At 66.9% G+C, this 24936-nt stretch carries 27 protein-coding genes; 6 read left to right on the top strand and 21 right to left on the bottom strand.

What is annotated here, in order from left to right:
- Nucleotides 1-16: 16 nt before the first annotated feature.
- Together ACP15I_RS03090 and ACP15I_RS03095 are read right to left on the bottom strand one after the other, a co-directional pair.
- The gene (locus ACP15I_RS03090) at nucleotides 17-772 is read right to left on the bottom strand and encodes an SDR family NAD(P)-dependent oxidoreductase (RefSeq protein WP_424973844.1); all 756 of its coding nucleotides are present in this window, start codon (nucleotides 770-772) and stop codon (nucleotides 17-19) included.
- Between the two features lie 58 nt (nucleotides 773-830).
- Nucleotides 831-2159, bottom strand: a complete 1329-nt coding sequence (locus ACP15I_RS03095) for a cation:proton antiporter (protein ID WP_424973845.1) — start codon at nucleotides 2157-2159, stop codon at nucleotides 831-833.
- An 80-nt stretch (nucleotides 2160-2239) separates the two neighbouring features.
- Here ACP15I_RS03095 and ACP15I_RS03100 point away from each other — a divergent pair, with 80 nt between their 5' ends.
- Nucleotides 2240-3130 (top strand): DMT family transporter, encoded by an 891-nt coding sequence (locus ACP15I_RS03100; RefSeq protein WP_424973846.1) that lies wholly within the window; start codon nucleotides 2240-2242, stop codon nucleotides 3128-3130.
- Between the two features lie 159 nt (nucleotides 3131-3289).
- On the opposite strand, the gene ACP15I_RS03105 is transcribed toward ACP15I_RS03100, so the two are convergent.
- The 4 genes from ACP15I_RS03105 to ACP15I_RS03120 form a co-directional block, all read right to left on the bottom strand.
- Nucleotides 3290-4462 (bottom strand): LysM peptidoglycan-binding domain-containing protein, encoded by a 1173-nt coding sequence (locus ACP15I_RS03105; RefSeq protein WP_424973847.1) that lies wholly within the window; start codon nucleotides 4460-4462, stop codon nucleotides 3290-3292.
- A 127-nt stretch (nucleotides 4463-4589) separates the two neighbouring features.
- On the bottom strand, nucleotides 4590-5240 hold the full coding sequence (locus ACP15I_RS03110) for a protein-L-isoaspartate(D-aspartate) O-methyltransferase (protein WP_424966900.1): 651 nt from the start codon (nucleotides 5238-5240) through the stop codon (nucleotides 4590-4592).
- Nucleotides 5237-6022: a 5'/3'-nucleotidase SurE gene (gene surE / locus ACP15I_RS03115; protein WP_424973848.1), complete on the bottom strand. Its 786-nt coding sequence runs from the start codon at nucleotides 6020-6022 to the stop codon at nucleotides 5237-5239. Before surE ends, ACP15I_RS03110 begins: the two co-directional genes overlap by 4 nt.
- Nucleotides 6023-6229: 207 nt before the next feature.
- The gene (locus ACP15I_RS03120) at nucleotides 6230-6898 is read right to left on the bottom strand and encodes an SDR family NAD(P)-dependent oxidoreductase (protein ID WP_424973849.1); all 669 of its coding nucleotides are present in this window, start codon (nucleotides 6896-6898) and stop codon (nucleotides 6230-6232) included.
- Nucleotides 6899-7020: 122 nt separating this feature from the next.
- Here ACP15I_RS03120 and ACP15I_RS03125 point away from each other — a divergent pair, with 122 nt between their 5' ends.
- Entirely contained in the window at nucleotides 7021-7614 is a 594-nt protein-coding gene (locus tag ACP15I_RS03125) for a biotin transporter BioY (RefSeq protein WP_424973850.1), read from the top strand.
- Between the two features lie 85 nt (nucleotides 7615-7699).
- Nucleotides 7700-8179: a GNAT family N-acetyltransferase gene (locus ACP15I_RS03130; RefSeq protein ID WP_424973851.1), complete on the top strand. Its 480-nt coding sequence runs from the start codon at nucleotides 7700-7702 to the stop codon at nucleotides 8177-8179.
- A 15-nt stretch (nucleotides 8180-8194) separates the two neighbouring features.
- On the opposite strand, the gene ACP15I_RS03135 is transcribed toward ACP15I_RS03130, so the two are convergent.
- The 10 genes from ACP15I_RS03135 to alr all read right to left on the bottom strand — a co-directional run bounded on the left by ACP15I_RS03135 (nucleotide 8195) and on the right by alr (nucleotide 16756).
- Entirely contained in the window at nucleotides 8195-8830 is a 636-nt protein-coding gene (locus tag ACP15I_RS03135; protein WP_424966895.1) for a MarC family protein, read from the bottom strand.
- A 48-nt stretch (nucleotides 8831-8878) separates the two neighbouring features.
- Entirely contained in the window at nucleotides 8879-9331 is a 453-nt protein-coding gene (locus ACP15I_RS03140; protein WP_424973852.1) for a DUF1284 domain-containing protein, read from the bottom strand.
- The gene (gene purF / locus ACP15I_RS03145; protein WP_424974112.1) at nucleotides 9328-10788 is read right to left on the bottom strand and encodes an amidophosphoribosyltransferase; all 1461 of its coding nucleotides are present in this window, start codon (nucleotides 10786-10788) and stop codon (nucleotides 9328-9330) included. Before purF ends, ACP15I_RS03140 begins: the two co-directional genes overlap by 4 nt.
- A gap of 441 nt (nucleotides 10789-11229) precedes the next feature.
- On the bottom strand, nucleotides 11230-11454 hold the full coding sequence (locus ACP15I_RS03150; protein ID WP_424973853.1) for a hypothetical protein: 225 nt from the start codon (nucleotides 11452-11454) through the stop codon (nucleotides 11230-11232).
- Nucleotides 11455-11553: 99 nt separating this feature from the next.
- Nucleotides 11554-12114, bottom strand: a complete 561-nt coding sequence (locus ACP15I_RS03155) for a CvpA family protein (protein ID WP_424966890.1) — start codon at nucleotides 12112-12114, stop codon at nucleotides 11554-11556.
- Between the two features lie 26 nt (nucleotides 12115-12140).
- Complete coding sequence (gene radA / locus ACP15I_RS03160; RefSeq protein ID WP_424973854.1) at nucleotides 12141-13508, bottom strand: DNA repair protein RadA; 1368 nt, start codon at nucleotides 13506-13508, stop codon at nucleotides 12141-12143.
- Nucleotides 13509-13570: 62 nt separating this feature from the next.
- Nucleotides 13571-14059: a paraquat-inducible protein A gene (locus tag ACP15I_RS03165; protein WP_424973855.1), complete on the bottom strand. Its 489-nt coding sequence runs from the start codon at nucleotides 14057-14059 to the stop codon at nucleotides 13571-13573.
- A 107-nt stretch (nucleotides 14060-14166) separates the two neighbouring features.
- Nucleotides 14167-14913 (bottom strand): ABC transporter ATP-binding protein, encoded by a 747-nt coding sequence (locus ACP15I_RS03170; protein ID WP_424974113.1) that lies wholly within the window; start codon nucleotides 14911-14913, stop codon nucleotides 14167-14169.
- Between the two features lie 20 nt (nucleotides 14914-14933).
- A complete protein-coding gene (locus ACP15I_RS03175; RefSeq protein WP_424973856.1) occupies nucleotides 14934-15710 on the bottom strand; it encodes an MlaE family ABC transporter permease in 777 nt (258 codons plus the stop codon).
- Nucleotides 15707-16756, bottom strand: coding sequence for an alanine racemase (alr, locus tag ACP15I_RS03180; protein ID WP_424973857.1), 1050 nt, complete (start codon nucleotides 16754-16756; stop codon nucleotides 15707-15709). The genes ACP15I_RS03175 and alr overlap by 4 nt, the downstream gene beginning before the upstream one ends.
- Before the next feature lie 190 nt (nucleotides 16757-16946).
- Here alr and ACP15I_RS03185 point away from each other — a divergent pair, with 190 nt between their 5' ends.
- Nucleotides 16947-17768, top strand: coding sequence for a class I SAM-dependent methyltransferase (locus ACP15I_RS03185; RefSeq protein WP_424966885.1), 822 nt, complete (start codon nucleotides 16947-16949; stop codon nucleotides 17766-17768).
- Here the strand turns inward: ACP15I_RS03185 and ACP15I_RS03190 are convergent.
- From ACP15I_RS03190 to pyrC, 5 genes are all read right to left on the bottom strand, one after another.
- Entirely contained in the window at nucleotides 17765-18592 is an 828-nt protein-coding gene (locus tag ACP15I_RS03190) for a DUF1194 domain-containing protein (protein WP_424973858.1), read from the bottom strand. The genes ACP15I_RS03185 and ACP15I_RS03190 overlap by 4 nt on opposite strands.
- 136 nt (nucleotides 18593-18728) lie before the next feature.
- A complete protein-coding gene (locus ACP15I_RS03195) occupies nucleotides 18729-20225 on the bottom strand; it encodes a replicative DNA helicase (protein ID WP_424966882.1) in 1497 nt (498 codons plus the stop codon).
- Nucleotides 20226-20471: 246 nt separating this feature from the next.
- Nucleotides 20472-21152, bottom strand: coding sequence for an orotate phosphoribosyltransferase (locus tag ACP15I_RS03200; RefSeq protein ID WP_424973859.1), 681 nt, complete (start codon nucleotides 21150-21152; stop codon nucleotides 20472-20474).
- 96 nt (nucleotides 21153-21248) lie between these two features.
- Nucleotides 21249-22256: a VPLPA-CTERM sorting domain-containing protein gene (locus tag ACP15I_RS03205; protein WP_424973860.1), complete on the bottom strand. Its 1008-nt coding sequence runs from the start codon at nucleotides 22254-22256 to the stop codon at nucleotides 21249-21251.
- Nucleotides 22257-22411: 155 nt separating this feature from the next.
- Nucleotides 22412-23449 (bottom strand): dihydroorotase, encoded by a 1038-nt coding sequence (gene pyrC, locus ACP15I_RS03210; RefSeq protein ID WP_424973861.1) that lies wholly within the window; start codon nucleotides 23447-23449, stop codon nucleotides 22412-22414.
- Between the two features lie 243 nt (nucleotides 23450-23692).
- On the opposite strand from pyrC, the gene ACP15I_RS03215 reads away from it, so the two are divergent.
- Both ACP15I_RS03215 and ACP15I_RS03220 read left to right on the top strand, forming a co-directional pair.
- The gene (locus tag ACP15I_RS03215) at nucleotides 23693-24523 is read left to right on the top strand and encodes an urease accessory protein UreD (RefSeq protein WP_424973862.1); all 831 of its coding nucleotides are present in this window, start codon (nucleotides 23693-23695) and stop codon (nucleotides 24521-24523) included.
- 100 nt (nucleotides 24524-24623) lie between these two features.
- Nucleotides 24624-24926 carry an urease subunit gamma gene (locus ACP15I_RS03220; RefSeq protein ID WP_424966877.1) on the top strand — a complete coding sequence of 101 codons (303 nt, stop codon included), beginning with the start codon at nucleotides 24624-24626 and terminating at the stop codon, nucleotides 24924-24926.
- Nucleotides 24927-24936 lie beyond the last annotated feature (10 nt).

The following is a 24936-nucleotide window of genomic DNA, read 5'->3' on the forward strand; positions in this document are numbered from 1 at the left end:
GGGCGCGGTTTTGTGCTCAGATCCGCGCGAGCCAGCGCATGAGCGGCGGGGCCAGCGCGCCCGAGCTCAGAAGGAGGCGGAGCATCACCGGATAGACCGCCTCGTAGCGCGGCTGGCGCGCGAGCCGGACAAGCCGCGCAGCACAGGCCTCGGGGGTCAGCGTCGGCAGAATCCGGTCAAGGCCGGGCATCCGCTCGGCGACGCCGGGATTGTGGTCGAAATACTCCGAGCTGATCTTGCCAAAGATCACATGGCAGCTGTGCAGCCCCGCGCCATGCAGGTCCTGGGACAGCGCGGCATGGAACCCGCGCAGGGCCGCGCGGGCCGCCGCGTAGCCCACGCTGGAGGGCCAGGGCGCGATGCAGGCCGGGGAGTTGACGTGCAGAAACGTGCCGCGACCCTTCTCCAGCATGCTGGGCAGAAACGCCTTGGTGGTATGCAGCGCGGCGAAATAAGGCGCGCCCATCATCGTGGCGGCCTCCTCGGCAGAGGTGTCGGGCAGGGTCTTCCACTGGCCCGCACCCGCGCAATTGATCACGACATCGGGGGTGCCGTAATTGTCGAAAACATCGCCTGCCATGCGGTCCACGGCCTGCCAGTTGCTGGCGTCGCAGGGCTCGACAACGGCGGCCTTGCCGATCTGCCCGGCGATCCGGCGCAAGGCCTCGGCATTGCGCGCCACAAGAACAACCTGCGCGCCGGTCTCGGCCACGGCCCGGGCCGTGGCAGCGCCGACGCCGCTGGAGGCCCCTGTAATGACGACAAGTTCCATCTTCCCCCCGTTTTGACCTGAGCGTCGCGTGGGGGCGCGCGTTCTGTCAAGCGTGGGCTCAGTCCCGTGGGGGCGTAGGGGCGTCCGGGCTGTCCTCTGCGTGAGGGGGCATTGGGGGCTGTTGCGCTGCCACCGGCGCGGGATGTGCGGGATGGTGGCGGCTCAGCCAGCGGGCCAGCGGTGCCACGGTCAGCCCCTGCACGATGATCGAGAAGACCACGACCACATAGGTCGCCGTCAGCAGAAGCGTGGACCACTCGCTCTCGGGCAGGGACAGGACCAGCGCGACCGAGATCCCGCCCTTCAGCCCGCCCCATGTCATGATCGGGATCACCTCCGGGGTGATCGGTTCGGACTTGCGCATCATCAGGCTCGGCAGGATGACCGCCGCCAGCCGCGCCACCAGCGACAGCCCCACGGCGATGATTGCGATCTCGATCGAGGCCTGGGTGAAGGTGACGGCAAAGATTTCGAACCCGATCATCAGGAAGAGGATCGCGTTCAGTACCTGATCGATGATGTGCCAGAAGGTATCCACATGAAGGCGGGTCTCTTCGGACATCACGTGCTCGGTCATGGCCTCGCCGATCATCAGCCCGGCCACCACCGCCATGATGGGCGCGGACACACCGAGGGTTTCGGCCAGCGAGTAGCCCCCCAGCGCCAGCGCCAACGTCAGCAACACCGCCACCGAAGTGTCATCGACCCGGGCCATGAGCTTGAAGACCAGCCATCCCAGCACACCACCAATCAGCGCACCGCCCCCGGCCTCGCGCACAAAGAGCAGAAGGGCGTTGAGGATGCCGCTTTCGGTATGGGCCTCGGCCGGGAAGGCCAGCCCCACGAGCAGCAGGAAGACCACATAGCCCACCCCATCATTGAACAGGCTCTCGCCGGCGATCTTGGTCTCGAGACTGCGCGGCAGGTTCGTGCTGTGCAGGATGCCCAGCACCGCCACCGGATCCGTCGGCGAGATCAGCGCGCCGAAGACCAGCGCGATCAGGAGCGGCGCGCCCACCAGCCACCACAGGCCCAGCCCGGCCACGAGGGTCGAGATCAGCACGCCCAGCGTGGCCATGAGAAAAACAATCCGCCCCTCGACCCGCAGATCCGAGATCTTCACATGAAGCGCCCCGGCAAAGAGCAGCAGCCCCAGCATTCCGTCGAGCAGCGCATCCGAGAAGTTGAAGGCCGTGACCGCGCCGCGCATGGTCTCGGCCATCACGCTCTGTGGCAGCAGGGCATCCACCCCCAGCACCGCCATGGAGGCCAGCAGCGCCACCACGAGCACCCCGATCGCGGGGGGCAGCCGCAGGAACATGTAGTTCAACGTGCTGAACAGTGCCGCAAGCACGATCAGAAGAGAGGTGATCTCGACAAAATCCATAGGGTTTCTCGCAGCTTGGTCCGGGTTGCGTGCAGCCTATCATGGGAGTACCGAGGGCGGTAGCAACCCCGGAGAGCCTCATGCCCAGCCGCGACAGTGTAGACGCCCTCGGCGCGGTGGCCCTGATCGGCTTCGCGCTCTTGATGGGGATCAATCAGGTGGCGATCAAGGTCGTGGGCGAGGGGCTGCAACCGGTCTTTGCCGCGGGGCTGCGCTCGCTCGGGGCGGTGGTCTGCATCCTGATCTGGATGCGGTTGCGGGGTCTCAAGCTCGAGATTGCGCCGGGCACGGTCAAGGCGGGGCTCGGGATCGGGGCGCTGTTTGCGCTGGAATTCGTGTTCCTGTTCAACGCGCTGGATCTGGGGAATGTCACCCGGGTGAGCGTGATCTTCTACTCGATGCCGGTCTGGCTGGCGCTGATCGGGCATTGGGTGCTGCCGGGGGAGCGGATGAGCTCGGTGAAACTGGTCGGGCTGGCCCTGGCCTTTGGCGGTGTAGCGCTGGCCTTTGCCCTGCGCGGCGATGGCATCGGGGCCGGGACCCTGCTGGGCGATCTGCTGTCTCTGGGGGCGGCGATCTGCTGGGCGGGGATCGGGCTGATGGCCAAGGCCTCGGCCCTGCGGCGGGTGCGGCCCGAGATCCAGCTGCTCTGGCAGGTGGCGGTGTCGGCGGTCGTGCTGCTGGCCATAGCGCCCCTTTTCGGGCCACTGGTGCGCGAGCTGGCCCCGATCCACCTGTGGAGCCTCGCGTTCCAGATCGTGGTGATCGTGACGATGGGCTATATCTTCTGGCTTTGGCTTCTGTCGATCTATCCGGCCAACGGGGTGGCGAGCTTCGGGTTCCTGATGCCGTTGAGTGGGTTCGGATTCGGCTGGCTCTTGCTCGACGAGCCCTTGGATGCAGGCCTCTGGGTCTCCATGGGGATGCTCTTGGTGGGATTGGTGTTGATCAATCGGCCAAGCCGGCGGTGACACGGGATAAGGGCGCGGTTCGCATGCGAACCGCGCGGACGCGCCCTGCGGCCCGCGCGAGGACATGAGGGCGAGGGTCAGGGCGATGCGGGTCCGCGCCGTTCACATGTGAACGGCGCTTGGTCGCAAGCTGGCTCCTGGACGGCCTCAAGACTGTGGTCAGTTCAGATAGGGCACCGGATCGACGCTCTCGATCCCCTCGCGGATCTCAAAATGCAGGAAGGACGGATCCCCGGGCGCGACGGCCGCGACTTGCTGCCCGCGTCTGATCGTGTCGCCCTTTTCCACAGCGATGTCGCCCACATTGGCATAGACCGTCAGCAGGTTGCCCGGGTGCCGCAGCACCAGGATCGGCACCTGATCCGTGTCCCGCGTGATCGCCGCGACCTCGCCATCTCCCGCGGCGACAACCGGTGTTCCGGGATTGGCGGCGATGCCGATCCCGTCATTCTTGCCCTTGTCGTAATCGCGAATGATTCGCCCTGCCACCGGGAAGGCAAAGCTCGCCGTATCCGAGGCGCCGGTCTGGAACTGTCCAAGCTCTGGGGCGTCTGGCACGGCGGCCACGGGCTCCGGCTCCGGCAGGGCCGTGCTGGAGCTCGGGGGCAGGGGCGCCACGCTGCCCTCGCCGGGCGCGGTGGTCGCCGCGGCCGGGGCCACGGCGGCAGCCTGGGTCTCGGCGGCCAGCGGCACCAGCAGGACCTGACCCTCGCGCACGACCAGATCCGGCCCGAGCCCGTTCCAGTCCGCGAGGGCGCGAACCGAGACATCATAGAGCCGCGCCACGGAATAGGCGGTCTCGCCGCGCTGCACCTTGTGCTGCTGAGGCGTGGCGCCGGGCAGGGGCGCAGACGGGGTGGCTTGCGCGACCGGGGCGGCATCGCTGGCGGTGTCGGGCAGCTCCGCGCGGTCGATCGCGCCGGTGGCGATGGCGGCAATATCCACGCTGCCCGGGGCCTCGGCGACGCGGGTCGGCAGGGCCAGCACCTCACCCTCCCGCAGGACCGTGTCCGGGGACAAGCCATTGAACCGGGCCAAGGCTCCGGCATCCACGCCGAGCCGGGCCGCGATGCTGGCGGCCGTGTCGCCATTGCGCGAGACCACCACCTGATAATCCGTGTAGGAGATCACACCCCGGTCATCGGCCGCCGGTCGGGCCGCGCTGGCATTGCGCGCCGCCTCGCTGGTCGAGAAGGGGCCGCCAAAGGCATCCCGCATGTCGAAATCGAGATTGGTATCGGCGCAGCCAGCCAAAGCCAGCGCGCTGCACAAGAGGAGCGTCGCTCCGCGGGGTCGCCCCAAGGGGGGCGCATATTTCGGAAATGGGGTCATGACATTCGCCTCTGCTCTGGGCCGGGGCGCCTCTTGTCGGGTCGCATCCTCCGGCAATCGATCCTCGGACCGGGGTCCTCGGCCTGTCTCTCTCAATCTCCCGGCGGCGCTGCGCCCGGGACCGCGTTCAGGTCCCGCCCTCGCTGGCGATGCCTTCGACCAGTGGCACGAAGCGGACGCTGCGCAGTTCCTCATATTCGAACCCATCGCCGGTCCGTGTCACCTTGATCAGGCTCTGGACCGCATCCGACTGCCCCACGGGCACCACCATGATACCCCCGTCGCGCAGTTGCGCCAAGAGCGGACCGGGCGGATCTTCGGCGGCGGCGGTCACGACGATCCGGTCGAAGGGCGCCTGATCGGGCAGACCGAAGCTGCCATCGCCGCTGATCACGGTCACATTGGTCAGATCCAGGGTCTTGAAGCGCCTCTCTGCGGCCCGGCTCAGGGGGCGGTGACGCTCCACCGTCCAGACGCGGCGCGCGAGCTGGCTGAGGATCGCGGCCTGATAGCCTGCGCCGGTTCCGACCTCGAGCACGTGGTGCCGCGGTCCGATCTCGGCGGCCTGGGTCATCAGCCCCACGATGGAGGGCTGGCTGATGGTCTGGCCGCAGGCGATGGGCAAAGGCACATCCTCATAGGCGCGGTCCGAGAAGACGCCTTCGACGAACAAGCCCCGGTCGACCTTTTCCATCGCTGTCAGGACAGCACGATCCCGCACCCCGCGCGAGCGCAGGGCGTAGAGGAACTGCATGACCTGCTCCGGCGTCGGGCTCATGCCAGGGCGGCCTCCAGCGGGGCGAGCAGGTCGTGAGCGGTCAGATCCGCGCGCATGGGCGTGACCGAGATGTATCCGTCGAGATTGACCGTGACATCCGTGTCGGGTTGCGAGGGGACGTTCTGCGGGCTGCCCTTGACCCAGAGAAACCGCCGCCCGGCGGGGGAGAGCTGCGCCTCCATCTGGAACCGGGCGTGGGAGCGCAGGCCCTGAGCCGCGATCTTTGTGCCCTTGACCGCGCCTGCTAGAACCGGCGGGAAGTTCACATTGTAGAAGGTCCGGTAATCGGGGCCGGTCCATTGGTCGGCCTCCAGCAATTTGCGAACCACCGCGGCGCCGTGCTGGCGCGCAGCGGAAAACGGATCCTCGGCGCCCGCCATGGCCGGACCGTAATACTGCGACAGGGCGATGGCCTTGTGGCCCTGCAGCGCGCCTTCCATCGCACCGCCCAAGGTGCCGGAATAGAGCGCGTTCTCGCCGGAATTGTTGCCCCGGTTGACGCCGGAGAGGATCAGATCCGGCGCGCTGTCCGTCAGGACGTCATAGAGCCCGGCCATCACGCAATCGGCCGGGCTGCCCTCGGCGGCAAAGCGGCGCGGGCCCAGCTCGGCGATCATGGTGGGCTGGGTGTAGCTGATGCAATGGCCGACGCCGGATTGCTCGAAGGCTGGGGCGACGGTCCAGACCTCGCCGCCGGGGCCGGCGATCTCGGTCGCAATCTCTTCGAGCACTTGCAGTCCCGGCGCATTGATGCCGTCGTCATTGGTGATGAGAATGCGCATTTCCGCCCCTGTATCCTGCTTTCAACCCTGTTAGCGGCGAGGCGCGCCGGGGTAAAGCGCAGAGGAAGGCGGCCAGGGGGCGAGGCCGCATCCACATGTGGATGCGGCGGACGCGCGTGGCCTGACCGGGGTCTTTGCGGACAAACGGTCGGATCAGGGCGGGTCCGCGCCGGTCGCGTGCGACCGGCGCCTCTGGGCGGCATCGGTTTATTCTGCGTCCAGAAGCGCCAGAAGCCGCTTGGCCTGATCCGCCGGGGTGCTCAGCGCCGCGCGATCCTCGCCGGGAAAGAACCGGGCCCGCGTGGCCGTGGGCATCGGCTCGGGCGTGAAACTGGCCACGCGCAGGCCCGTCCGCGCGGTTTCGGCCGCCCAGCTGGCCACGAGTGCTGCTTCGGCGGCCTTGGAGGCCCCGTAGAGCCCGAAGAACTTCTCGCCGGCGCGCGGGTCCGTGCAAAACACCGCCCGGCCTTCGGGGGCGGCATGCAAGAGCGGCGCGACCATGCGGATCACCCGCTGGGTGCCTTCCACATTCGTCGCAAAGGTCTTGGCATAATCCTTGGGGTCCGCGTGATCCACGGGCGACAGGGCGGGCGCATGTACCGCCGTATGCACCAACAGATCGATCCGCCCCCAGCGATCAAAGATTGCCCGACAGATCCCGGCAACCGCGTCATCCTTTGTCAGATCAATCGGCGCCAGCGTCGCCTGACCGCCCTGCGCCTGGATCCGGTCATCGAGCTCTTCGAGCCCGCCCACGGTCCGCGCCAGTGCGATCACATGGGCGCCGCGCGCCGCCAAAGCCTCGGCGACCGCATGTCCCAGCCCCCGCGATGCGCCCGTCACAAGCGCGATTTTGTCTTGCAAATCATATGCCATGGCGCGGGGTGTAGGCCCGAGACCGGGGGCAGCGCAAGGGGGTGCGCATCTGCGTCGCGCTTGACTTTATGCCGCGCGAGCGAAAAAACCGGAGCAATCTTTGCAACACGAGGACGAACCTGATGAGCTCCCTGACCCTGTCCCAAGCCGCGCTTGGCGAAACCTCCCTTCTGCGCAAGGCCCTTCTGGTCCTCGGCGGATCGGCCTTCATCGCTGTGGCCGCCCAGATCAGCGTCCCGATGATCCCGGTCCCGATGACGCTGCAGATGCTGGCCATCCTGCTGGTGGGCTTCGCCTATGGCTCGCGTCTGGGCGCGGTCACGCTGCTGGCCTATCTCGGTCAGGGCCTCGCCGGTCTGCCGGTTTTTGCCAATGGCATGAACGGCGTTGCCTTCGCGGGCCCGACCGCAGGCTTCCTGATCGGCTTCGTCCTCGTGGCCTTCGCCGCTGGCCTCGCCGCTGAGCGCGGGCTGGCCAAGGGCTTCCTCGGCACCGCAGTCGCGGCGCTCGTCGCCTCCGCGCTCGTCTATATCCCCGGCGTGATCTGGCCCATGGCCGTCGCCTCCTCCTTCGGCATCGAGGGCGGCTGGGTCGGTATCGGCTGGGACAAGATCTGGGCCTGGTTCATGGGGCCGTTCCTGTTGGGTGATGCGGTCAAGGCGCTGATCGCAGCGCTGATCGTCTCCGGCGCGTGGAAAGTCCTGCGCAAGGCCTGATCGGCCACATCCGTTCAAGAACTCGGTGAAACGCCGCCCCGGACCGGGGCGGCGTTTTGCGTCTCTCAGGCGCGAGGGTGCTCCCATGTCCGACCTTGTCTTGCGCGATTTTCGCCCCGAGGATGCCGCCGCCGTGGCGCAGGTCTTCTTTGATGCGGTGCATCTCGGGACCGGCGCGCATTACACGCCGGAGCAGCAGACCGCCTGGGCGGGGGCAGCGCCGCGCCCGCCCGAGATCTGGGCCGCGCGGTTGAGCGGCCAGACCTGCAAGCTCGCGTTGCAGCAGGGCGCTGTCGTCGGCTTCATGTCGCTAGAGCCCCGGGGCCGGATTGATCTCGCCTATGTCGCCCCGCAGGTGGCGGGCCGCGGCGTGGCATGGCGGCTCTATCAGGCCCTTGAGGCGGAGGCGCGGCGTCATGGCCTGAGCGCGTTGCACACCGAAGCCAGCCTGAGCGCGCGCCCGTTTTTCGAACGACAGGGATGGCAGGTGGATGCGGCGCAAGAGGTCGTGCGAGAGGGCATCACCTTGCGCAATTTCCGGATGTCGAAGCCGCTCAAGGCCTGACCTGAGCGCGCAGCCTCAGCTGACCTGCCCGAGCACAAAGATGTTCACCAGACCGCGCAGAACCGTGTCCGCCGCGACCGAGGCGAGGATCATCCCCATGACGCGGCTCACAATCGCCGAGCCCTCATTGCCGATCAGGCGGATGATCGGATCCGCCAGCCGCATGCAGAGATAGGCAAAGAAGATCACCACCACCATCAGGCCCGCCGTGATGGCCTGGGATGCGATCTCGGTCTCGCCCTTATCCGTCAACAGCACCACCGCCAGCATGGCCCCCGGCGAGGCGAGCGAGGGTACGGCAAGCGGGAAGACCGCCGGAGAGACATCGCCTGTCCCGCCGCAGGTTTCGCTGAAATTCTGGTCGGTCTTCTGCTTGGGCTCGCCGAAGATCATGGTCAGCGCAAAGAGGAACAGGACAATCCCGCCCGCGACCTTGAAGGCGTTGAGGTTGATCCCCAGCCCCTCGATCAGGAATTGGCCCAGCACGAGAAAGAACAGCAAGATACCGATGGCAAAGAGGCTGGCATCCCGGGCCACTTTCTTGCGCAATTCCGGGGCCACCATGGCCGTCACGGCGATGAAAACGGGGATCGTCCCCACCGGGTCGATCACCACCCAAAGCGTCACAAACTGAGTGAATATCGCGTCCATCCTGCGCCGCTCCCGATCCTTCGGCGGGCGCGCGGAGGATCCGCCGTCTTACCCTGCACGAAGGGTAGCGGGCGTCTGCTGCCTGTCCAGAGCCGGGCGGGTCTCTTTCAGCCGCGCCAGGGCGGTCTTGCACATCCCCATCTCGAGCCACGCGCAGCCCGCGCAGATCCGGTCGAGATCCTCGGGCTCCAACGCGGCCATCCGGTCCTGGGCGGCGCCCCAGGTGATGCGGTCGCCGGCGGCAAGGTCCAGCGCGTCCCCATGGGCCCGGTCCAGCCGTGCAATCTTGCCCTGATCGACGCAGAGCCTGCCGCGTCGCTTGGGGCAGGGCGCGCAGATATCGTCGGTGATCGCGGTCACTTCGATCTCGACCGCATCGCCGCCGGGCGCGCGGAGCTGGCCCACCACGATGCTATGCATATTCGCGGTGAACCCGTCGGAATAGCCCTTACCCTCGAACCCGAGGGAGCACAGGAAATGGTGCGGGCGGTAGCGGATCATTCCGCCGCGGTGCGCAGCTGGAACCCTTTCTCGAGCATGTCGGAAGGGGCCACCGGGTACTCGCCGGAGAAGCAGGCATCGCAATAGCGCGGCGCGCCGGGGTCGCGGCCCTCGGCCACACCGGCGGCGCGGTAGAGCCCGTCGAGCGAGATGAATTTCAGGCTGTTGACGCCCAGATGGTCGCGCATTTCCTCTTCGGACATGGTCGCGGCCAGCAGCTTCTCGCGCTCCGGCGTGTCCACCCCGTAGAAACACGGCCAGGAGGTGGGCGGCGAGGCGATGCGGAAATGGACCTCGGCCGCGCCGGCATCGAGGATCATCTCCTTGATCTTGCGCGAGGTCGTGCCGCGCACCACCGAGTCGTCCACCAGGATCACCCGCTTGCCCTTGATCAGCGCGCGATTGACGTTGAGCTTCAGGCGCACGCCCATGTTGCGGATCTGCTCGGTCGGCTCGATGAAGGTCCGGCCCATATACTGGTTGCGGATGATCCCCATCGCATAGGGAATGCCGCTTTCCTGACTGAACCCGATGGCCGCGGGGGTGCCGCTATCGGGGACGGGGCAGACGAGATCGGCGTCGACCGGGCTTTCCTTGGCGAGCTCTACCCCGATCATCCGGCGCGTGTCATAGACCGAGCGGCCATCGATGATGCTGTCAGGGCGCGAGAAATACACATGCTCGAAGATGCAGAAGCGGCTGGCGCGGCGCTCGAAGGGGAAATAGCTCTGAACGCCGTCCTCTTCGGTGACCACGACCATCTCGCCGGGTGCGATCTCGCGCACGAAATCGGCGCCGATGATGTCCAGGGCACAGGTCTCTGAGGCCAGCGCCCAGCCATCGCCGAGCTGGCCCAGAACGAGCGGACGCACGCCCAGCGGATCGCGCACCCCGATCAGCTTGGTGCGGGTCATCGCCACAACGGAAAACGCGCCCTCGCATCGGCGGAGCGCGTCTTTCATCCGTTCGGGGATGGATTTCTGCAGGGACCGGGCCATCAGATGGATGATGCACTCGCTGTCCGAGGAGCTCTGGAAGATCGAGCCGCGCTCAATCAGCTCGCGGCGCAGGGCATCGGCATTGGTGATGTTGCCGTTATGGGCAATCGCCGCCCCACCCATGGAAAACTCGCCGAAAAAGGGCTGCACGTCGCGGATCGCCGTGTTGCCCTTGGAGCCGGCCGTGGAGTAGCGCACATGGCCGATGGCGAGGGGGCCGGGCAAGGTCTCCATCAGGGAGGCCTTGGTGAAGTTGTCGCGCACATAGCCGAAGCGGCGCGCGGAGTTGAACCCCACCTTGGGCGCGTGGGAGACGATGCCCCCCGCTTCCTGTCCGCGGTGCTGCAGCGCGTGCAGGCCGAGGGCCACGAAATTCGCTGCGTCCGAGACGCCGATCACACCGAAAACGCCACACTCCTCGCGGAGCTTGTCGTCATCGAACGGATGGGCAGGGGGCATCTCGGGGGCTTGCGTGTCAGAGTGGGACAAGGGGCGCTCCGAATCCATTTGGGGTCGCGGCGAGGTGTAATCGCTGAAGCTGCATCTGTCACGAAACTATCACATGTGTGGATGTCGCAGCCGCAACGGTCCCCTGCCGAGAGGTTCGCCGCGCCAGATAGGCCGGATTGCCTCGGAGGCGAGCGTTCGGCGGTCGATTTGCACCGGTCCTGTGCGGAACGCCAACGCCCGCCCAGGATCTGGGCGGGCGGCAGCCCTGCAGCGCAGGGAAGAGGCGGGGGCGCGGGTCTTGGGGAAACTCCACGCAGCGCTGGGGGGCGCTCGCCTCGGATCGGACCCTTGCGGGAGGGAGGGGCCGGGGCCCCAGGGTCCGATATGTAAGGCTTGCGACCCGACCCGAGAGGGGCGGGCAGGGCCGCAAGGCGGGTACTCAGCCACTCACTAGAAAAGACTATCGACGGACATATCGAGCATGGGCTCGGCGGTCCCGGGGATCACCGGGTCGATATGCATGCCCGTCAGGGCGGGGGACTGCAGGCTCGCACCATCCGAGCCCCAGACCCCGAGAACGCGGGGCATGGTGAGGACATCGGGGTTGAATTGGCTCTCGCCGGGGATCTCTTCGATCCGGTCGAACGCGTCGGTGTTGAAAATGAACCTGTCCATCACGGCCTCCTGCAAATCGGTGCTGAGGAGAGGATGGATGACGTTGCGTCAGTGCAGCGTTAGCGCTGTGTCAGAGGGTCCGCCGGGCGCGAAACGTGATCAGCTCGGTGCGCCGCAATTGCCGACCAGCTCTTCGTAGCGGCCCACGACCCAGCCGGTGGCATCCTCGGGGATCTGCGCTTCGAGACGGGCGGAGAACGCGCCGAACACCGAGGCCGAGCGGCTTTCCTCGATCATCGGGATGGTCTCGGTGGTCATGATGCGGTCATAGGCCAGCAGCCCCACAGCCACGAGCAGGATTCCCCGCACCGCGCCAAAGAAGAAGCCAAGGCCCTGATCAATCCCGCCCAAAGCCGAGCGCTGGATCAGTCCGGAAAAGAGCGGGGTGAAGACCGACACCACCACCAGCGTGATCGCGAACACCGCCGCGAAGGCCGCGATGATCGCCAGCTCGCAACTGTCCTGCAGGATGGGGCCGACATAGGGCAGCTCCTTCAGGAGCGGCTCGGCCTGACCGGCAAAGAGGAAGGCCACGATCGCGGCGGCGATCCATCCGGCAATGGCCATGACCTCGCGCACGAGCCCGCGCGAAAAGGCCAGCAGGGCCGAGACCAAGATGACACCCGCCACGATGCCGTCAACCAGGGTAAATCCGTCCATAGCCGCGCTCACTCTTTCAAGGGCGATCAACCGGCCCCGAACATGTCTCCAACCACCGTGGCCAGATCCGGCATCTGTTGCACCGAAAGTCCCGCGGTCGTTCCTGTTTTGCTGCCCGCCGGGGCAAGCGCCTTGGTGAAACCAAGTTTCGCCGCTTCTTTCAACCTGTTTTCCGTCTGACCCACCGGTCGCAGGGCGCCAGAGAGGCTGATCTCGCCAAAGATTGCCATATCTGGCGGTAATGCCACATCTTCGCGGGCCGAGAGCAGCGCCGCCGCCACGGCCAGATCCGCCGCCGGTTCGCTGATCCGCAAGCCCCCGGCGATGTTGAGATAGACATCGAGCCCGATGAAGGGGATGCCGCAGCGCGCCTCGAGCACAGCGAGGATCATCGACAACCGGCTGCTGTCCCAGCCCACCACCGTGCGCCGCGCATTGGCCAGGGCCGAGGGCGCCACAAGCGCCTGCACCTCGCAGAGCACGGGCCGGGTGCCCTCGATCCCGGCAAAGACCACCGCCCCGGGCGCGGGTGCATCACGCCCGGACAGGAACAGGGCCGAGGGGTTGGCGACCTCGGCCAGCCCCGCGCCCGTCATCTCGAACACCCCGATCTCATCGGCAGCGCCGAAGCGGTTCTTGACCGCGCGCAGGATGCGGAACTGGTGCCCGCGCTCGCCCTCGAAATAGAGCACCGTGTCGACCATATGCTCGACCACGCGGGGGCCGGCGATCTGGCCCTCCTTGGTCACGTGCCCCACGAGGATCACGCTGGTCCCGCTGCGCTTGGCGAAGGTCGTCAGCTCGTGACAGCAGGCGCGCACCTGCGAGACCGAGCCCGGGGCGCTGTCCACGGTGTCGGACCACAGGGTCTGGATCGAATCGAGGATTGCGACCTCGGGGGCCTCGGCCTCCAGCGTGGTGAGGATGTTGCGCAGGTTGGTCTCGGCCCCCAGCTGCACCGGCGCATCCGCAAGGTCCAGACGGCGGGCACGCATGCGCACCTGGCTCGTGGCCTCTTCGCCCGAGATATAGATCGCCTTGGCCCCGGCCTTGGCAAAGCTCGCCGCCGCTTGCAGAAGCAGTGTGGATTTCCCGATCCCCGGATCGCCGCCCACCAGCACCGCCGAGGCCTCGACCAGCCCGTCGCCCAGCACCCGGTCGAGCTCTTCCATCCCCGAGGTCATACGGGGGGGCGGGGCATCCTCGGTCGCCAGATCCCCCAGCGGAACCGTGCGCCCGCGCGCCGCCCCAAGGCTCTTTTTGCCCGGGCCCGCGCTCAGGGGGGCTTCCTCCGAGATGGTGTTCCACGCCCCGCAGCCATCACAGCGCCCCGACCATTTCGAATGGGTCGCCCCGCATTCGGCGCAGACAAATCGGATCGCGGGTTTGGCCATGGCAGTCTCCTCGTGCGGCAGGGATAGTGGGCGCGGGCCCACCTGCCGCAAAATATTGCGGATCAGGCTTGTGTCTTGCCCGATCCCGCGTCCGGCGTCAAACCGCCGCGCGGCGTTGCGAGATAGCTCAGAACCAGCGAGGCAAACACGCAAGCGGTGAACAGCGCCAGCCCCCAGGCAACCTCGACCCGCCCGAGCCCGATGCCTTTGACGATCACCACATAGAGCGCGATCAGAAAGATATCCGCCATGGCCAGCCGCCCGAGCCAGATCAGCCAGGCCGGTTTGCGCGCGAGATAGCCGAACTGCACCGCGGCGAGGGTCAGGGTCTTGGCATAGGGGGCCACCACGGCCAGCAACGCCACGAGCACCGCCAGAGCCGGCGCTGTGCCCCAGAGGCTCGCGATGCCCGACAGGACGGAGATTTCCGACAGGCCAAAGAGCGGCAGTAGCCCGGCCCGGATCAGCGGCGCCATCCATGCGATGGGAAAGAGCACCAGCAGCGACAGGTTCGCCCAGGCGAGCGCCCGCGCGCTCACGACCCGGCGCATCCGCGTGGCCCGGGCAGGGCAGGGGCCGGTCGACCCGCGGCGATCTGTCTGATGGCGCGCTTACGCATGCGCAGACCCTAATCCCTGCCCGACAGGCGCGCAAACGCTCAGCACACCGCCTCGATCGGGCCCTCGGCCGAGCCGGTGATGAACTGGGTCAGGTAGGGATCACCGCTGTCATCCATCTGCGAGACCGGGCCGCTCCAGCGGATCTTGCCGCCATGGAGCATGGCCACGTCATCGGCAATCGCCCGCACCGAGGTCATGTCATGGGTGATCGTCATGGCCGTGGCGCCCATTTCGACCACGATCTCGCGGATCAGGTCGTTGATCACGCCGGACATGATCGGGTCGAGCCCGGTGGTGGGCTCGTCAAAGAAGATGATCTCGGGCTCGGCGGCGATGGCGCGGGCCAGGCCCACCCGTTTCTGCATGCCCCCCGACAGCTCCGCCGGGAGCTGGTCGGCCACATCTGGGGTCAGCCCCACGCGGCGCAGTTTCTCGATGGCGATTTCCCGGGCCTCGTCGCGCGGGCGCTTGAGCGAGCCGCGCAGCAGGCGGAAGGCGACGTTCTGCCAGACCGGCAGGCTGTCAAACAGTGCCGCCCCCTGAAACAGCATCCCGAACCGGGCGAGAAACGCGTCGCGCTCGACCTTGGTGACATCCTCGCCATCCACGAGGATCTGGCCCGCATCCGGCGTGATCAGCCCCAGCACGCTTTTCAGGGTCACGGATTTGCCGGTCCCCGAGCCGCCGATGATCACCATGCTCTCGCCCTTGGGGATCACCAGATCGACGCCGCGCAGGATCTCCTTGGACCCGAAGGCCTTGGTCACGCCGCGCAGCTCGATCATCGGGGTGGAAGGGGCTTCTGTCATCCGGAGAAAAACACCTCTGTCAGCACATAGTTCGCCGCGAGGATCAGCACGGCGGCCGCCACCACCGAGGATTTCGTCGCCGCGCCAACCCCCTGCGCACCGCGCCCGGAATTCATCCCGAAATAGCAGCCCATCAGTGCCGCGATCCCCCCAAAGGCCGCGCCCTTGGCCAGGGACGAGACGATGTCGCGCATCTCGAGGAAATCGACCGTGTTCTGCAGATAGCTCGCCGGGTTGAAGCCGAGGCGGCTGGTCGAGACCACATAGCCCCCCATCACGCCGATCGTGTCGCCCACCGCAACCAGCAGCGGCACCACCAGAATGGCGGCCAGCACGCGCGGGGCCGTGAGGTATTTCATCGGATGGGTCGAGAGCGTGACCAGCGCGTCGATCTGCTCGGTCACTTTCATGGTCGCGATCTCGGCGGCAATCGAGGAGGTGACCCGCGCTGCGATCATCAAACCGCCCAGCACCGGGCCCAGCTCGCGCACCATGCCGATGGCCACGATCTGCGGCACGACTGCCTCCGCCGAGAAGCGCGAGCCCCCGGCATAGATCTGCAGGGCCAGGGCGCCGCCAGTGAAAAAGGCCGTCAGGCCGACAACGGGCAGGCTGAAAAACCCAATGTTCAAAGCGGCCTGCCAGAACTCCTTCATGTAGAAGGGTGGGCGCACCATATGGCTGAAGGCCGACCCGGTGAAGATCGCAAACCGTCCGGTGCTCGCCAGAAGGCCAAGAAAGGCCGCGCCAATCGCGCCGAGGAAGGCTCTCATCCCGCGTCTCCGGCATAATGGCGGGCATAGCGGCCACCAAGCGAGGTCAGGATCTCGTAGCCGATCGTGCCTGCGGCATCGGCCAGCCGGTCCACGCCTTGCGCGGGGCAGAGCAGATCGAGACTGTCGGGGACGTGGTCCAGATGGCCGACATCCACCGTCAGCAGGTCCATCGAGACACGCCCGGCCAGCGGGCAGGCCACATCGCCCGCGTAAAGCATGGCGCGGTTGCTCATGGCGCGGATCAGCCCGTCGGCATAGCCCGCCGAGAGCGTGGCGATCGCGCCGTCCTGCTGCGCCACCCAAGAGCAGCCATAGCCCACGCTTTCGCCCTCCGCGACCGCGCGGACCTGCACCACCGGGATCGACAGGCGCACCACGGGCTGTGCTGCCGCGAAGGGCGCGCCGCCATAGAGCCCGATGCCCGGCCGGGTCAGGTCGAAATGATAGGGCGCGCCGAGCAGGATGCCCCCGGTCGCCGCCAGGCTGCGCGGCACCGAGATCCCGTCGGTCAGCCGGTGAAACTCCGCCAGTTGCGCCGCATTGGCCGGGTGCCCGGGTTCATCGGCGCAGGCCAGATGCGACATCACCACGCGAGGCGACTGGCTGAGCGCGAACTCGGCCACGGCGGCCCATTCATCCGCCTCCATGCCGAGCCGGTTCATGCCGGTATCAAGCTGGATCCCGAACGGGTGGCCCGGCAGGGCCTCCAGATGGCGGGCAAGCTGATCGGCGGAGTTGAGCATCGGCGTCAGGCGCGCGCCGGCAATCGCCTGTGTGTCGCCCGCCATATGGCCGGAAAAGACATTGATCGCGGGCCCCGGGCCCAGGGCCTCGCGCACGGCGACGCCTTCTTCGACGACGGCGACAAAAAACTGCCGCGCACCGGCCCGGGCGAGGGTGCGGGCCACGCGCCCGGCCTCCAGCCCGTAGCCATCCGCCTTGACCACGGCCCCGGTCGCGACCGCGCGGTCCGAAGCCCGGTCGAGGGCGCGCCAATTGGCGGCGATTGCGTCAAGGTCGATGGAAAGCGATGCGGTGGCCATACCCGGGTTTTGACAGCCCCGCGCGCCGCGTCAAGACCTATCCGGGGCGCACGCGCCCCGCCGCCCACCGACGCCGATCCGGCACCCCGCCCGCAATGGGCAAAAGGCTTAGGCGGATCGGGCCGCCACGTGCCAAGCTGCGCGGATGGATTTCGCGAACCGGTTTTAGATTGATCACAAGGATATGCCCATGGCGCAGATTGAAAACTCCGACGGTTACGTCATTGCCCGCACGGAAGGAGAGTATGAGCGCCTGAAGATCCAGGCCAAGGTGTGGGAGCCGCTGACCGAGCGGGTCCTGAAGGCTGCGGGGCTGGGGCCGGGCATGGCGACACTCGATGCGGGCTGCGGGCCCGGCGAGGTGATGCGCCTGATGGGGCGGATGGTCGGCCCCGAGGGACAGGTCACCGGGGTCGATATCGACCCGGATGTCGGCGCCTATGGCGTCTCCCGGCTGCGCGAGGAGGAGGGGCGCGACTTCACCTTCCACGCGGCCAACCTGCTCGATGGCGACCCGGTGCCCGGCGCGCCCTTCGATCTGGTCTATTGCCGGTTCCTGCTCATCCATATGGACGACCCGGTGGCCATGGTGCGGCGGCTGGCCTCGCTGCTCAAACCCGGGGGCACGCTGATCGCGATGGATTACGTCATGGAAACAATGCTTTGCGCCCCATCCCATCCGGTGCTAGATCGCGGGATGGAGGTCGTCAACGGCACGCTCAAGGCCGCGGGGCGGTCGCTCAGGGCCGGGGTGCAGCTGGGCGAGTGGTTCACGGCGGCGGGCCTGCCCATGCCCGTGGGGACGGATATGCAGGGGCGGTTCGAGGTCGGATCCGAGCATACCATGCTGGCCATGGCGGTGTCGGGCTTCGCGCCCATGGGCGTCCAACTCGGAGTTCTAACCGAGCAGGAGCGTGAAACCCTGCCGGGCCAGATCCGCGCGGTGATGGCCGAAGGTCAGAACTGCCTGCACTGGCCCACGGTCACCGCCGCCTGGACCAAGGTCGGCTAGGGCGCGCCCCAATAGCCGCGATTGCGCTGCCAGATCTTCTCGCCGATCTGGCAATCCGTGGCGTCATCCGGGCCGGGAATATACTGCACCGGTCGTGGGCGCGGCGCAGCATCGGGGCCGGGGGTGAGCCCCACCAGCTCCAGCACCAGTTTGCGGCGCACCGCATCGGCGAATTGCGCCCAATCCGTCACCGGAATGACGAAACTGCCCGGACCGCCAATCACGCAGGTCCGGTAGTAGACGTCGAGATTGTCCAGGTGCCAGGGCGAGCGGGGGACCTCCTCGGTCATCAAGGGCAGGCCGTTGATCACGATCCCGTCCGCCACCGCCCGGTCGCGGGCATAGGTCACGAGACCGCCGTGATTGTTCGGCCCATCGCCAGAAATATCGATCACCCGGCGCAGCCCGACAAACTGATTATCCCGCAGGCTTTCCCAGCCGAAGGACAGCGCGCTCGAGATCGAGGTGCGCCGCAGGGCCGGGTTGTAATTGGCGCTGAGCTGGGCGGCGAAGGCCTCGGCGCCGGCGCGATCCTCGACCAGGGTCCAGTCCACCACGATCCGTTGCGCCCCGGCGCCCGCCCATTCCACATAGGACAGGGCCACTTGCCCCAGGAGCCCGCTTTGCAGGGCGGCGATCACCTCGTCCGAGCGCAGAGCCTCGGCATAGCCCCGGCGCTGGATCTCAAGCTCGGCGGGCGACATGGAGCGCGAGACATCGACCGCAAGCAACAGCTCCACATCCACTTCGATCTCCTCGGCGGAGGGGAGGGTGGGCGAGAGGGTGGACCAGAGGGCGAGACAGACAGGGATCAACCAACGCATGGTCCCAGCCTAGCCAAGCCCGGCGGGAATGGGAGAGGGGAAATGGCCGCTCACGAGGCTTTGACGGCAAAGCGCATGTCCCCCGGGCGGGGTGCCGCATTTCCGGGCGTGTGCGAGGGTCGCAGGGGCCGCAGGCTCAGCCGAAGCTGCCGTCGCTGCCCTGCTGATAGGTTTTCACCAGATTGCCGAAGCGCGTGAACTGCCCTTCGAAGCTCAGATCCACGGTGCCAATCGGGCCATGGCGCTGCTTGCCGATGATCACTTCAGCACGTCCGTGCAAGCGTTCCATCTGCTCTTGCCACTGCGCCATGGCCTCTAGGTTGTCGTCGCCCGGCTTCTCGCGCTCTTTGTAGTATTCTTCGCGGAACACGAACATCACGACATCGGCGTCCTGCTCGATGGAGCCTGATTCTCGCAGATCCGACAGCTGGGGCCGCTTGTCTTCGCGGTTCTCCACCTGACGGCTGAGCTGTGACAGGGCGATGACCGGAATGTCGAGTTCCTTGGCAATCGCCTTGAGACCTTGTGTAATTTCAGAGACTTCGTTGACGCGGCTGTCCTTGGCCGTGGCCGGGCGGACAAGCTGCAGATAGTCGATGATCAGCACATCGAGCCCGCTGGTCCGCTTGAGCCGCCGGGCCCGGGCGGCCAGCTGGCTGATCGGCAAGGCGGGCGTGTCGTCGATATAGAGCGGGCAGCTCTCGAGCGATTTCGCGGCTTCGACGAAACGGCGGAACTCGGTCTCGTTCATGTCGCCCCGGCGGATCTGTTCCGAGGGGACCTCGGCCGCTTCGGACAGGATCCGCGCCGCAAGCTGCTCGGCGCTCATTTCAAGGCTGTAGAACCCGACCACGCCGCCATTGATCGTGCCCTCGGTACCATCGGCGCGGCGGCCGCGCTGATAGGCCTTGGCGATGTTGAAGGCGATATTCGTGGCGAGCGAGGTTTTCCCCATGGAGGGGCGACCCGCGAGGATCAGAAGGTCCGAGCGGTGCAGCCCGCCGAGCTTCTTGTCCATGTCGATCAGCCCGGTCGAGACCCCGGCCAGCCCGCCATCCCGCTGGTAGGCGGCATTGGCCACGTCCACGGCGGCGGTCACCGCGCGCAGGAAGGATTGGAAGCCGCTGTCGGACTTGCCCTGTTCACCAAGCGCATAGAGCGCCTGCTCGGCCTCGACGATCTGTTCCTTGGGCTCGGAGGCCACATCGACCTCGGCGGCCTTGCTGGCAATCTCGCGGCCCAGCTCGATCAGCTCGCGCCGGATCGCCAGATCGTAGATCATCTGGGCATAATCCTTGGCCGCAAAGGCACTGATCGCGGCCCCGGCCAGCCGCACGAGATAGGCCGGACCGCCCAATTCGGCGAGCCCGGGGTCGTCTTCCAAAAACGCTTTGAGCGTTACGGGCGAGGCAAGGGCGTTCTTCTGGATGCGCGTGGCCGCGACTTCGTAGATCCGCCGGTGCACCGGGTCGAAAAAGTGCTCGGGCTGGATGACCATCGCCACCCGGTCGAAGATGTCGTTATTGGTCAGGATCGCGCCCAGAAGCTGCTGTTCGGCCTCGATGTTGTGGGGCAGTCCGGTGCCCGCGCCATCCAGTGCCAGCGCCGCTACAGCCTCCGGCAAATTCGCCACCTCGTTCACGCGTCAGCCCCCCATTGCGTTGGACATCTCCTATGGCCCAACGGGTCCGCCAGAGCAATTGTTGGTAACTCTGTGCATAACTAAAAACGTCGGGATTGCCCCCGCATCTTGCGGTTGCAGGGTAGCTCGGGTCAACCGGTTGTGCGATTTCGCCACGTCACCGGGCGAAGTTTTTTCCCTGCCCGGAAATTGTCCACAGGCGGCGAAACCCTGCTTGCGACCCGCCGTCGCAGGGTGTCAGGCGGGTGTGTTGGCCTCTTGCCAGGCGCGCGGCGCGTTCAAAAATGTTTCAACCTCGCCAAGCGTTTCGGCATCAAAGCTGCCGCGCTCTCGGGCCTCGGCAAGCACATCCCACCACGTGCATAAATGGTGCAGTTTCACGCCATGGGCGGCCAGATTGGCCTCGGTGTCGGGGAAGATTCCATAGCTGAAAATCACCGCCGTATGCCCGCATTCCGCACCCGTTTTGCGAATCGCGTCGACGAATTTCAACTTGGAGCCGCCATCGGTGGTCAGGTCCTCGACCAGCAGCACCCGCTGGCCTTCGGTCATCACGCCCTCGATCTGGGCGTCGCGTCCATAGCCCTTTGGCTTCTTGCGGACATAGGTCATGGGCAGGGCCATGCGTTCGGCCACCAGCGCGCCGAAGGGGATGCCCGCAGTCTCGCCACCGGCGACGTTGTCGAACGCCTCGAACCCGGCCTCGCGCATCACGGTCACCGTCAGGAAATCCATCAGCGTGGTGCGGATCCGCGGAAAGGAGATCAGCTTGCGGCAGTCGATATAGGTCGGCGAAGGCAGGCCCGAGGCCAGGATGAAAGGCTCGCGCGCGTTGAAATGCACCGCTTCGATCTCGAGCAGCATCGACGCGGTCAGACGGGCGATTTCGGCTTTGTCGGGAAAGCTGGTGGGGATCATGGCGGCCTCGCGAATGTGGATCGCCTCCCCCTAAAACAATCCGCGCCCGGATTGAACCCCTGCGGCGGTGCTGCGCGCGGTGCCGCAGGGCAGGGCCTAGCGGCTTCGGCGGCGCAGGGCGGCGACGCCCCCCACACCCGCCAGCAGCAGCGGCAGGCTCGCCGGCAGGGGGACGGGCGGGATGTCGGGGATGGCGACCTGCACGGCGTTGACCTGCGAGAACGCGGTTTCGAGCATCATCGACGCGCCGCCCTCCAGCGTGACGCCGAAGACGTAGCGGCTCTGGGCGCTCAGGCTTGCGACGACCTCCGTGCCATCGGCGATGGCCGAGGCCCCGCCGGAAAAGGTCACGCCCGCGACCGCGCCATCATCGGCAAAGAACATCTCCGCGACGGAGGCATTGGGGTCGTCCTCGTCCACGGTGATCAGGTAGGGCGCGACGGGAAAGTAGGTGATGTCGACGCCGGGCCCGGTCTCAAACAGCACCTCGAAGCTGCCGGAGGTGCGGGCGAACCCCTCGGGCCCCTGATGCTCCGCCCGCATCTCGGCCTCGAACTGCCCGACGATGTTGAAGGAGATCGTGTCGTTCGTGATATTGGTGAAGCGGTAGTCCCGCGTGTTGTTGAAGTCCGATATGGCCGAGCCGTTGATCGGATCGGCCGCATTGGACACAGCCGCGATCCCGAACTGTTCGATCTCGCGCCGGGTCGGGGCGTTCGCGGAATTGCCGAGATCCGGGTCGTTTACCACCAGGATGGACACGTCATAGCCTGCGGTGGCCACGTCCCCGTTGCCAAGATTGACCTGGGTTTGCGACCGCTGCGCCTCGAAGGGGAGCGGCGGATCGGAGAAGGAGTTTCCGACCTGAACGTCACTGGACTCGGTGGTGGTGAAACCCGCCCCATCCACCTGGCTCTCTGCCTGTCCTTCCAAGGTCAGCGAATCCGGCGCGGTCTCGATCTCGATCCCGGTCGGCCGACTGCCGCTGTTGATGATGAAGGAATGGCTCATCGAGAGTTCGGAGATCGCCGTGACCGGGGCGGCCTGCGCCATGACGGCGCTGAGGGCGAGGGCGGAGCTTGCGAGGCAAACGGATCGGAGCATGAAATTTCCTTTGTGTTCAAACACAGGACACGGCACTCGGCAAAAACGCCGAGCATGTCCAACACCGCACGGGCGGCGTCAGGAGAACGTTAACCGATCTTGCGCGCCCGGTCACCTCGCGGGCCCGGCAACGCCGCGCGCTGGCGCGAAGATGCTCAGTCGCGCACGTGCCAATGCAGCGGGTGACCCGGGTCGAACAGGGTCACGGGGCCCGCACCGGTCTCGATCCGCGCCGGGTAGGGCACCGGGGTCTCGCTGCGCTCCAGGGTGATCGTGGCCTCGTTCGGTGCCAGCCCGTAATGGGCCGGGCCGTGCAGGCTGGCAAACCCTTCGAGCTTGTCGAGCGCGTCCTCTTCTTCGAACACATGGGCAAGACAGGCCATCGTGTTGGAGGCCGAGAAAACGCCCGCGCAACCGCAGGAGGTTTCCTTGTTGTCATCGGTATGGGGCGCACTGTCGGTCCCGAGGAAAAAGCGCGGATTGCCCGAAATGGTGGCCTTGCGCAAAGCCTCCTGATGGGAGGCGCGCTTGACCACAGGCAGGCAGTAGTAATGGGGCCGGATCCCGCCCACCAGCATGTGGTTACGATTGATCATCAGGTGATGGGTCGTGATCGTGGCGCCGATATGGCCCGCCGTCTCGGTGACATAGGTGACCGCATCGGCGGTGGTGATATGCTCCATCGTCACCTTGAGGCCCGGCGTCGCGCGGCGCAACGGGTCGAGCACCGTGTCGATGAACACAGCCTCGCGGTCGAAGATATCCACCTCGGGCGTGGTGACCTCGCCATGAAAACACAGCGGCAGGCCGATCTCGGCCATCTTTTCCAGCACCGGGCGCACCTTGTCGAAATCCCGCACGCCGGAGGCTGAATTCGTTGTCGCCCCAGCCGGGTAAAGCTTTACCGCTGTCACAAGGCCCGAGGCATGGGCGGCGGCCACATCCTGCGGATCGGTCTCCTCGGTCAGATAGAGCGTCATCAGCGGCGCAAAGGTCATCCCCTCGGGCAGGGCTTGCAGGATCCGGTCGCGATAGGCCGCCGCATCGTCCCCGCGCACCACCGGCGGCACGAGGTTCGGCATGATGATCGCGCGGGCGAAGTGACGGGCCGTCTCGGGCAGCACGCCCTTGAGCATCTCGCCGTCGCGCAGGTGAAGATGCCAGTCATCCGGGCGGCGCAGGGTCAGACGCATGTGATTTCCTCTCGGCTCGTAACTCTCCCGCCGCAGCGGTGCGTTTGGGTCCTACCCGATGGGACCGCCCAGAGCCAGAGGGCCAGGGGCCCGGGTGCTGCACATTTATTGAGCGCTTCGCCCGGCAATCGCGCGGCGCACGAAGGCGGATCTGCCACAGGGCGGGATCTTTCTGCACTGCGGCATAGCGTGGAATTGCAGCCCGGCGGCTGGCGGGGCAGGGTGCGCGGGAAAGGAGCCTTCATGCTCGACCATATTCCCGCGACGTCCTCGTCCCCCCGCCTGCAACGCAGTGTCGGTGTGGCCCGTGTGGCGTTGGGCGTGAATGGGGCCGGACAGACACGGCTGCGGGATCTGGCTCAGCAGGGCTGCGCCAAGGCGATGCTGCCGCGCACCCATTCCATCGACCCCGAGGTGGTGTTTCTGAACACCGCGGGCGGGATCACCGGTGGCGACCGGCTGTCCTACGGGCTCGACCTGGCGCCGGGCGCGCGGGCCACCGCGGCGACCCAGACCGCCGAGCGCGCCTATCGCGCGGCGGAGGGGGCGGGCGAGATCCGCGTGGATCTGAGCGTCGGTGCGGGCGGTCGGCTGGACTGGCTGCCGCAGGAGACGATCCTCTTTGACGGCAGCGCGACGCGCCGCGAGACCCGGATCGCCCTGGCGGGGGATGCCTCGCTGCTCTGGGTCGAGACGCTGGTCTTCGGTCGCGCGGCCATGGGCGAGGCTTTGGCCGAGGTGGCCCTGCGCGATGACCGGAAGGTTCGCCGTGATGGCCGGCTTGTTCTGTGGGAGCCCTTTGCCCTCGGCCCCGATGCGCTCGACCACCCGGTCTGCATGGACGGGGCGCGGGCGATCTCGACGGTTGTGTTTCTGGCCCCTGCGGCGGAAACTGCCCGCGATGCGGTCCGCCGGCTGGCACCCGAGGGTGTGGACTGGGCCGCCTCGGCCTGGGATGGCAAGCTGGTTGTCCGGGCCATGGCGGCCGATGCGCAGCCCTTGAAACAGGCGCTTGTGCCGCTGCTGGAGCTGTTGCGGGACGGGCGCGCCATGCCCCGGGTGTGGCAGGTATGAGCGGCGTGTGGCCACAGGGGACCGCTTCGCGCCGGGACGGGCTTGAGAGGCGCAGGCCGCGCCTCCATGTGAAAAGACGACAGACGAGAGAGGAGAGGACATGAACCTCACCCCTAGGGAGAAAGACAAGCTGCTGATCAGCCTCGCCGCCATGGTGGCGCGCGGGCGACTGGAGCGTGGCGTCAAGCTGAACCACCCCGAGGCGATCGCGCTGATCACGGATTACGTGGTCGAAGGCGCACGCGATGGGCGCAGTGTCGCCGACCTGATGCAGGCCGGGGCCAGCGTGGTGCGGGCCGATCAATGCATGCCAGGCATCGCCGAGATGATCCATGACGTGCAGGTCGAGGCGACCTTTCCCGATGGCACCAAGCTCGTGACTGTCCACCACCCCATTCGATGACCCGAGGAGA

It is taken from the genome of Dinoroseobacter sp. S124A (assembly GCF_049801015.1).
Taxonomy (GTDB): domain Bacteria; phylum Pseudomonadota; class Alphaproteobacteria; order Rhodobacterales; family Rhodobacteraceae; genus Dinoroseobacter.

Bases quoted from the DNA above. Each gene is read 5' to 3' on its own strand.
- ACP15I_RS03090 (WP_424973844.1), bottom strand. From the start codon at position 772: ATGGAACTTGTCGTCATTACAGGGGCCTCCAGCGGCGTCGGCGCTGCC.
- ACP15I_RS03095 (WP_424973845.1), bottom strand. From the start codon at position 2,159: ATGGATTTTGTCGAGATCACCTCTCTTCTGATCGTGCTTGCGGCACTG.
- ACP15I_RS03100 (WP_424973846.1), top strand. From the start codon at position 2,240: ATGCCCAGCCGCGACAGTGTAGACGCCCTCGGCGCGGTGGCCCTGATC.
- ACP15I_RS03105 (WP_424973847.1), bottom strand. From the start codon at position 4,462: ATGACCCCATTTCCGAAATATGCGCCCCCCTTGGGGCGACCCCGCGGA.
- ACP15I_RS03110 (WP_424966900.1), bottom strand. From the start codon at position 5,240: ATGAGCCCGACGCCGGAGCAGGTCATGCAGTTCCTCTACGCCCTGCGC.
- surE (WP_424973848.1), bottom strand. From the start codon at position 6,022: ATGCGCATTCTCATCACCAATGACGACGGCATCAATGCGCCGGGACTG.
- ACP15I_RS03120 (WP_424973849.1), bottom strand. From the start codon at position 6,898: ATGGCATATGATTTGCAAGACAAAATCGCGCTTGTGACGGGCGCATCG.
- ACP15I_RS03125 (WP_424973850.1), top strand. From the start codon at position 7,021: ATGAGCTCCCTGACCCTGTCCCAAGCCGCGCTTGGCGAAACCTCCCTT.
- ACP15I_RS03130 (WP_424973851.1), top strand. From the start codon at position 7,700: ATGTCCGACCTTGTCTTGCGCGATTTTCGCCCCGAGGATGCCGCCGCC.
- ACP15I_RS03135 (WP_424966895.1), bottom strand. From the start codon at position 8,830: ATGGACGCGATATTCACTCAGTTTGTGACGCTTTGGGTGGTGATCGAC.
- ACP15I_RS03140 (WP_424973852.1), bottom strand. From the start codon at position 9,331: ATGATCCGCTACCGCCCGCACCATTTCCTGTGCTCCCTCGGGTTCGAG.
- purF (WP_424974112.1), bottom strand. From the start codon at position 10,788: ATGCCCCCTGCCCATCCGTTCGATGACGACAAGCTCCGCGAGGAGTGT.
- ACP15I_RS03150 (WP_424973853.1), bottom strand. From the start codon at position 11,454: ATGGACAGGTTCATTTTCAACACCGACGCGTTCGACCGGATCGAAGAG.
- ACP15I_RS03155 (WP_424966890.1), bottom strand. From the start codon at position 12,114: ATGGACGGATTTACCCTGGTTGACGGCATCGTGGCGGGTGTCATCTTG.
- radA (WP_424973854.1), bottom strand. From the start codon at position 13,508: ATGGCCAAACCCGCGATCCGATTTGTCTGCGCCGAATGCGGGGCGACC.
- ACP15I_RS03165 (WP_424973855.1), bottom strand. From the start codon at position 14,059: ATGCGCCGGGTCGTGAGCGCGCGGGCGCTCGCCTGGGCGAACCTGTCG.
- ACP15I_RS03170 (WP_424974113.1), bottom strand. From the start codon at position 14,913: ATGATCGAGCTGCGCGGCGTGACCAAGGCCTTCGGGTCCAAGGAGATC.
- ACP15I_RS03175 (WP_424973856.1), bottom strand. From the start codon at position 15,710: ATGAGAGCCTTCCTCGGCGCGATTGGCGCGGCCTTTCTTGGCCTTCTG.
- alr (WP_424973857.1), bottom strand. From the start codon at position 16,756: ATGGCCACCGCATCGCTTTCCATCGACCTTGACGCAATCGCCGCCAAT.
- ACP15I_RS03185 (WP_424966885.1), top strand. From the start codon at position 16,947: ATGGCGCAGATTGAAAACTCCGACGGTTACGTCATTGCCCGCACGGAA.
- ACP15I_RS03190 (WP_424973858.1), bottom strand. From the start codon at position 18,592: ATGCGTTGGTTGATCCCTGTCTGTCTCGCCCTCTGGTCCACCCTCTCG.
- ACP15I_RS03200 (WP_424973859.1), bottom strand. From the start codon at position 21,152: ATGATCCCCACCAGCTTTCCCGACAAAGCCGAAATCGCCCGTCTGACC.
- ACP15I_RS03205 (WP_424973860.1), bottom strand. From the start codon at position 22,256: ATGCTCCGATCCGTTTGCCTCGCAAGCTCCGCCCTCGCCCTCAGCGCC.
- pyrC (WP_424973861.1), bottom strand. From the start codon at position 23,449: ATGCGTCTGACCCTGCGCCGCCCGGATGACTGGCATCTTCACCTGCGC.
- ACP15I_RS03215 (WP_424973862.1), top strand. From the start codon at position 23,693: ATGCTCGACCATATTCCCGCGACGTCCTCGTCCCCCCGCCTGCAACGC.
- ACP15I_RS03220 (WP_424966877.1), top strand. From the start codon at position 24,624: ATGAACCTCACCCCTAGGGAGAAAGACAAGCTGCTGATCAGCCTCGCC.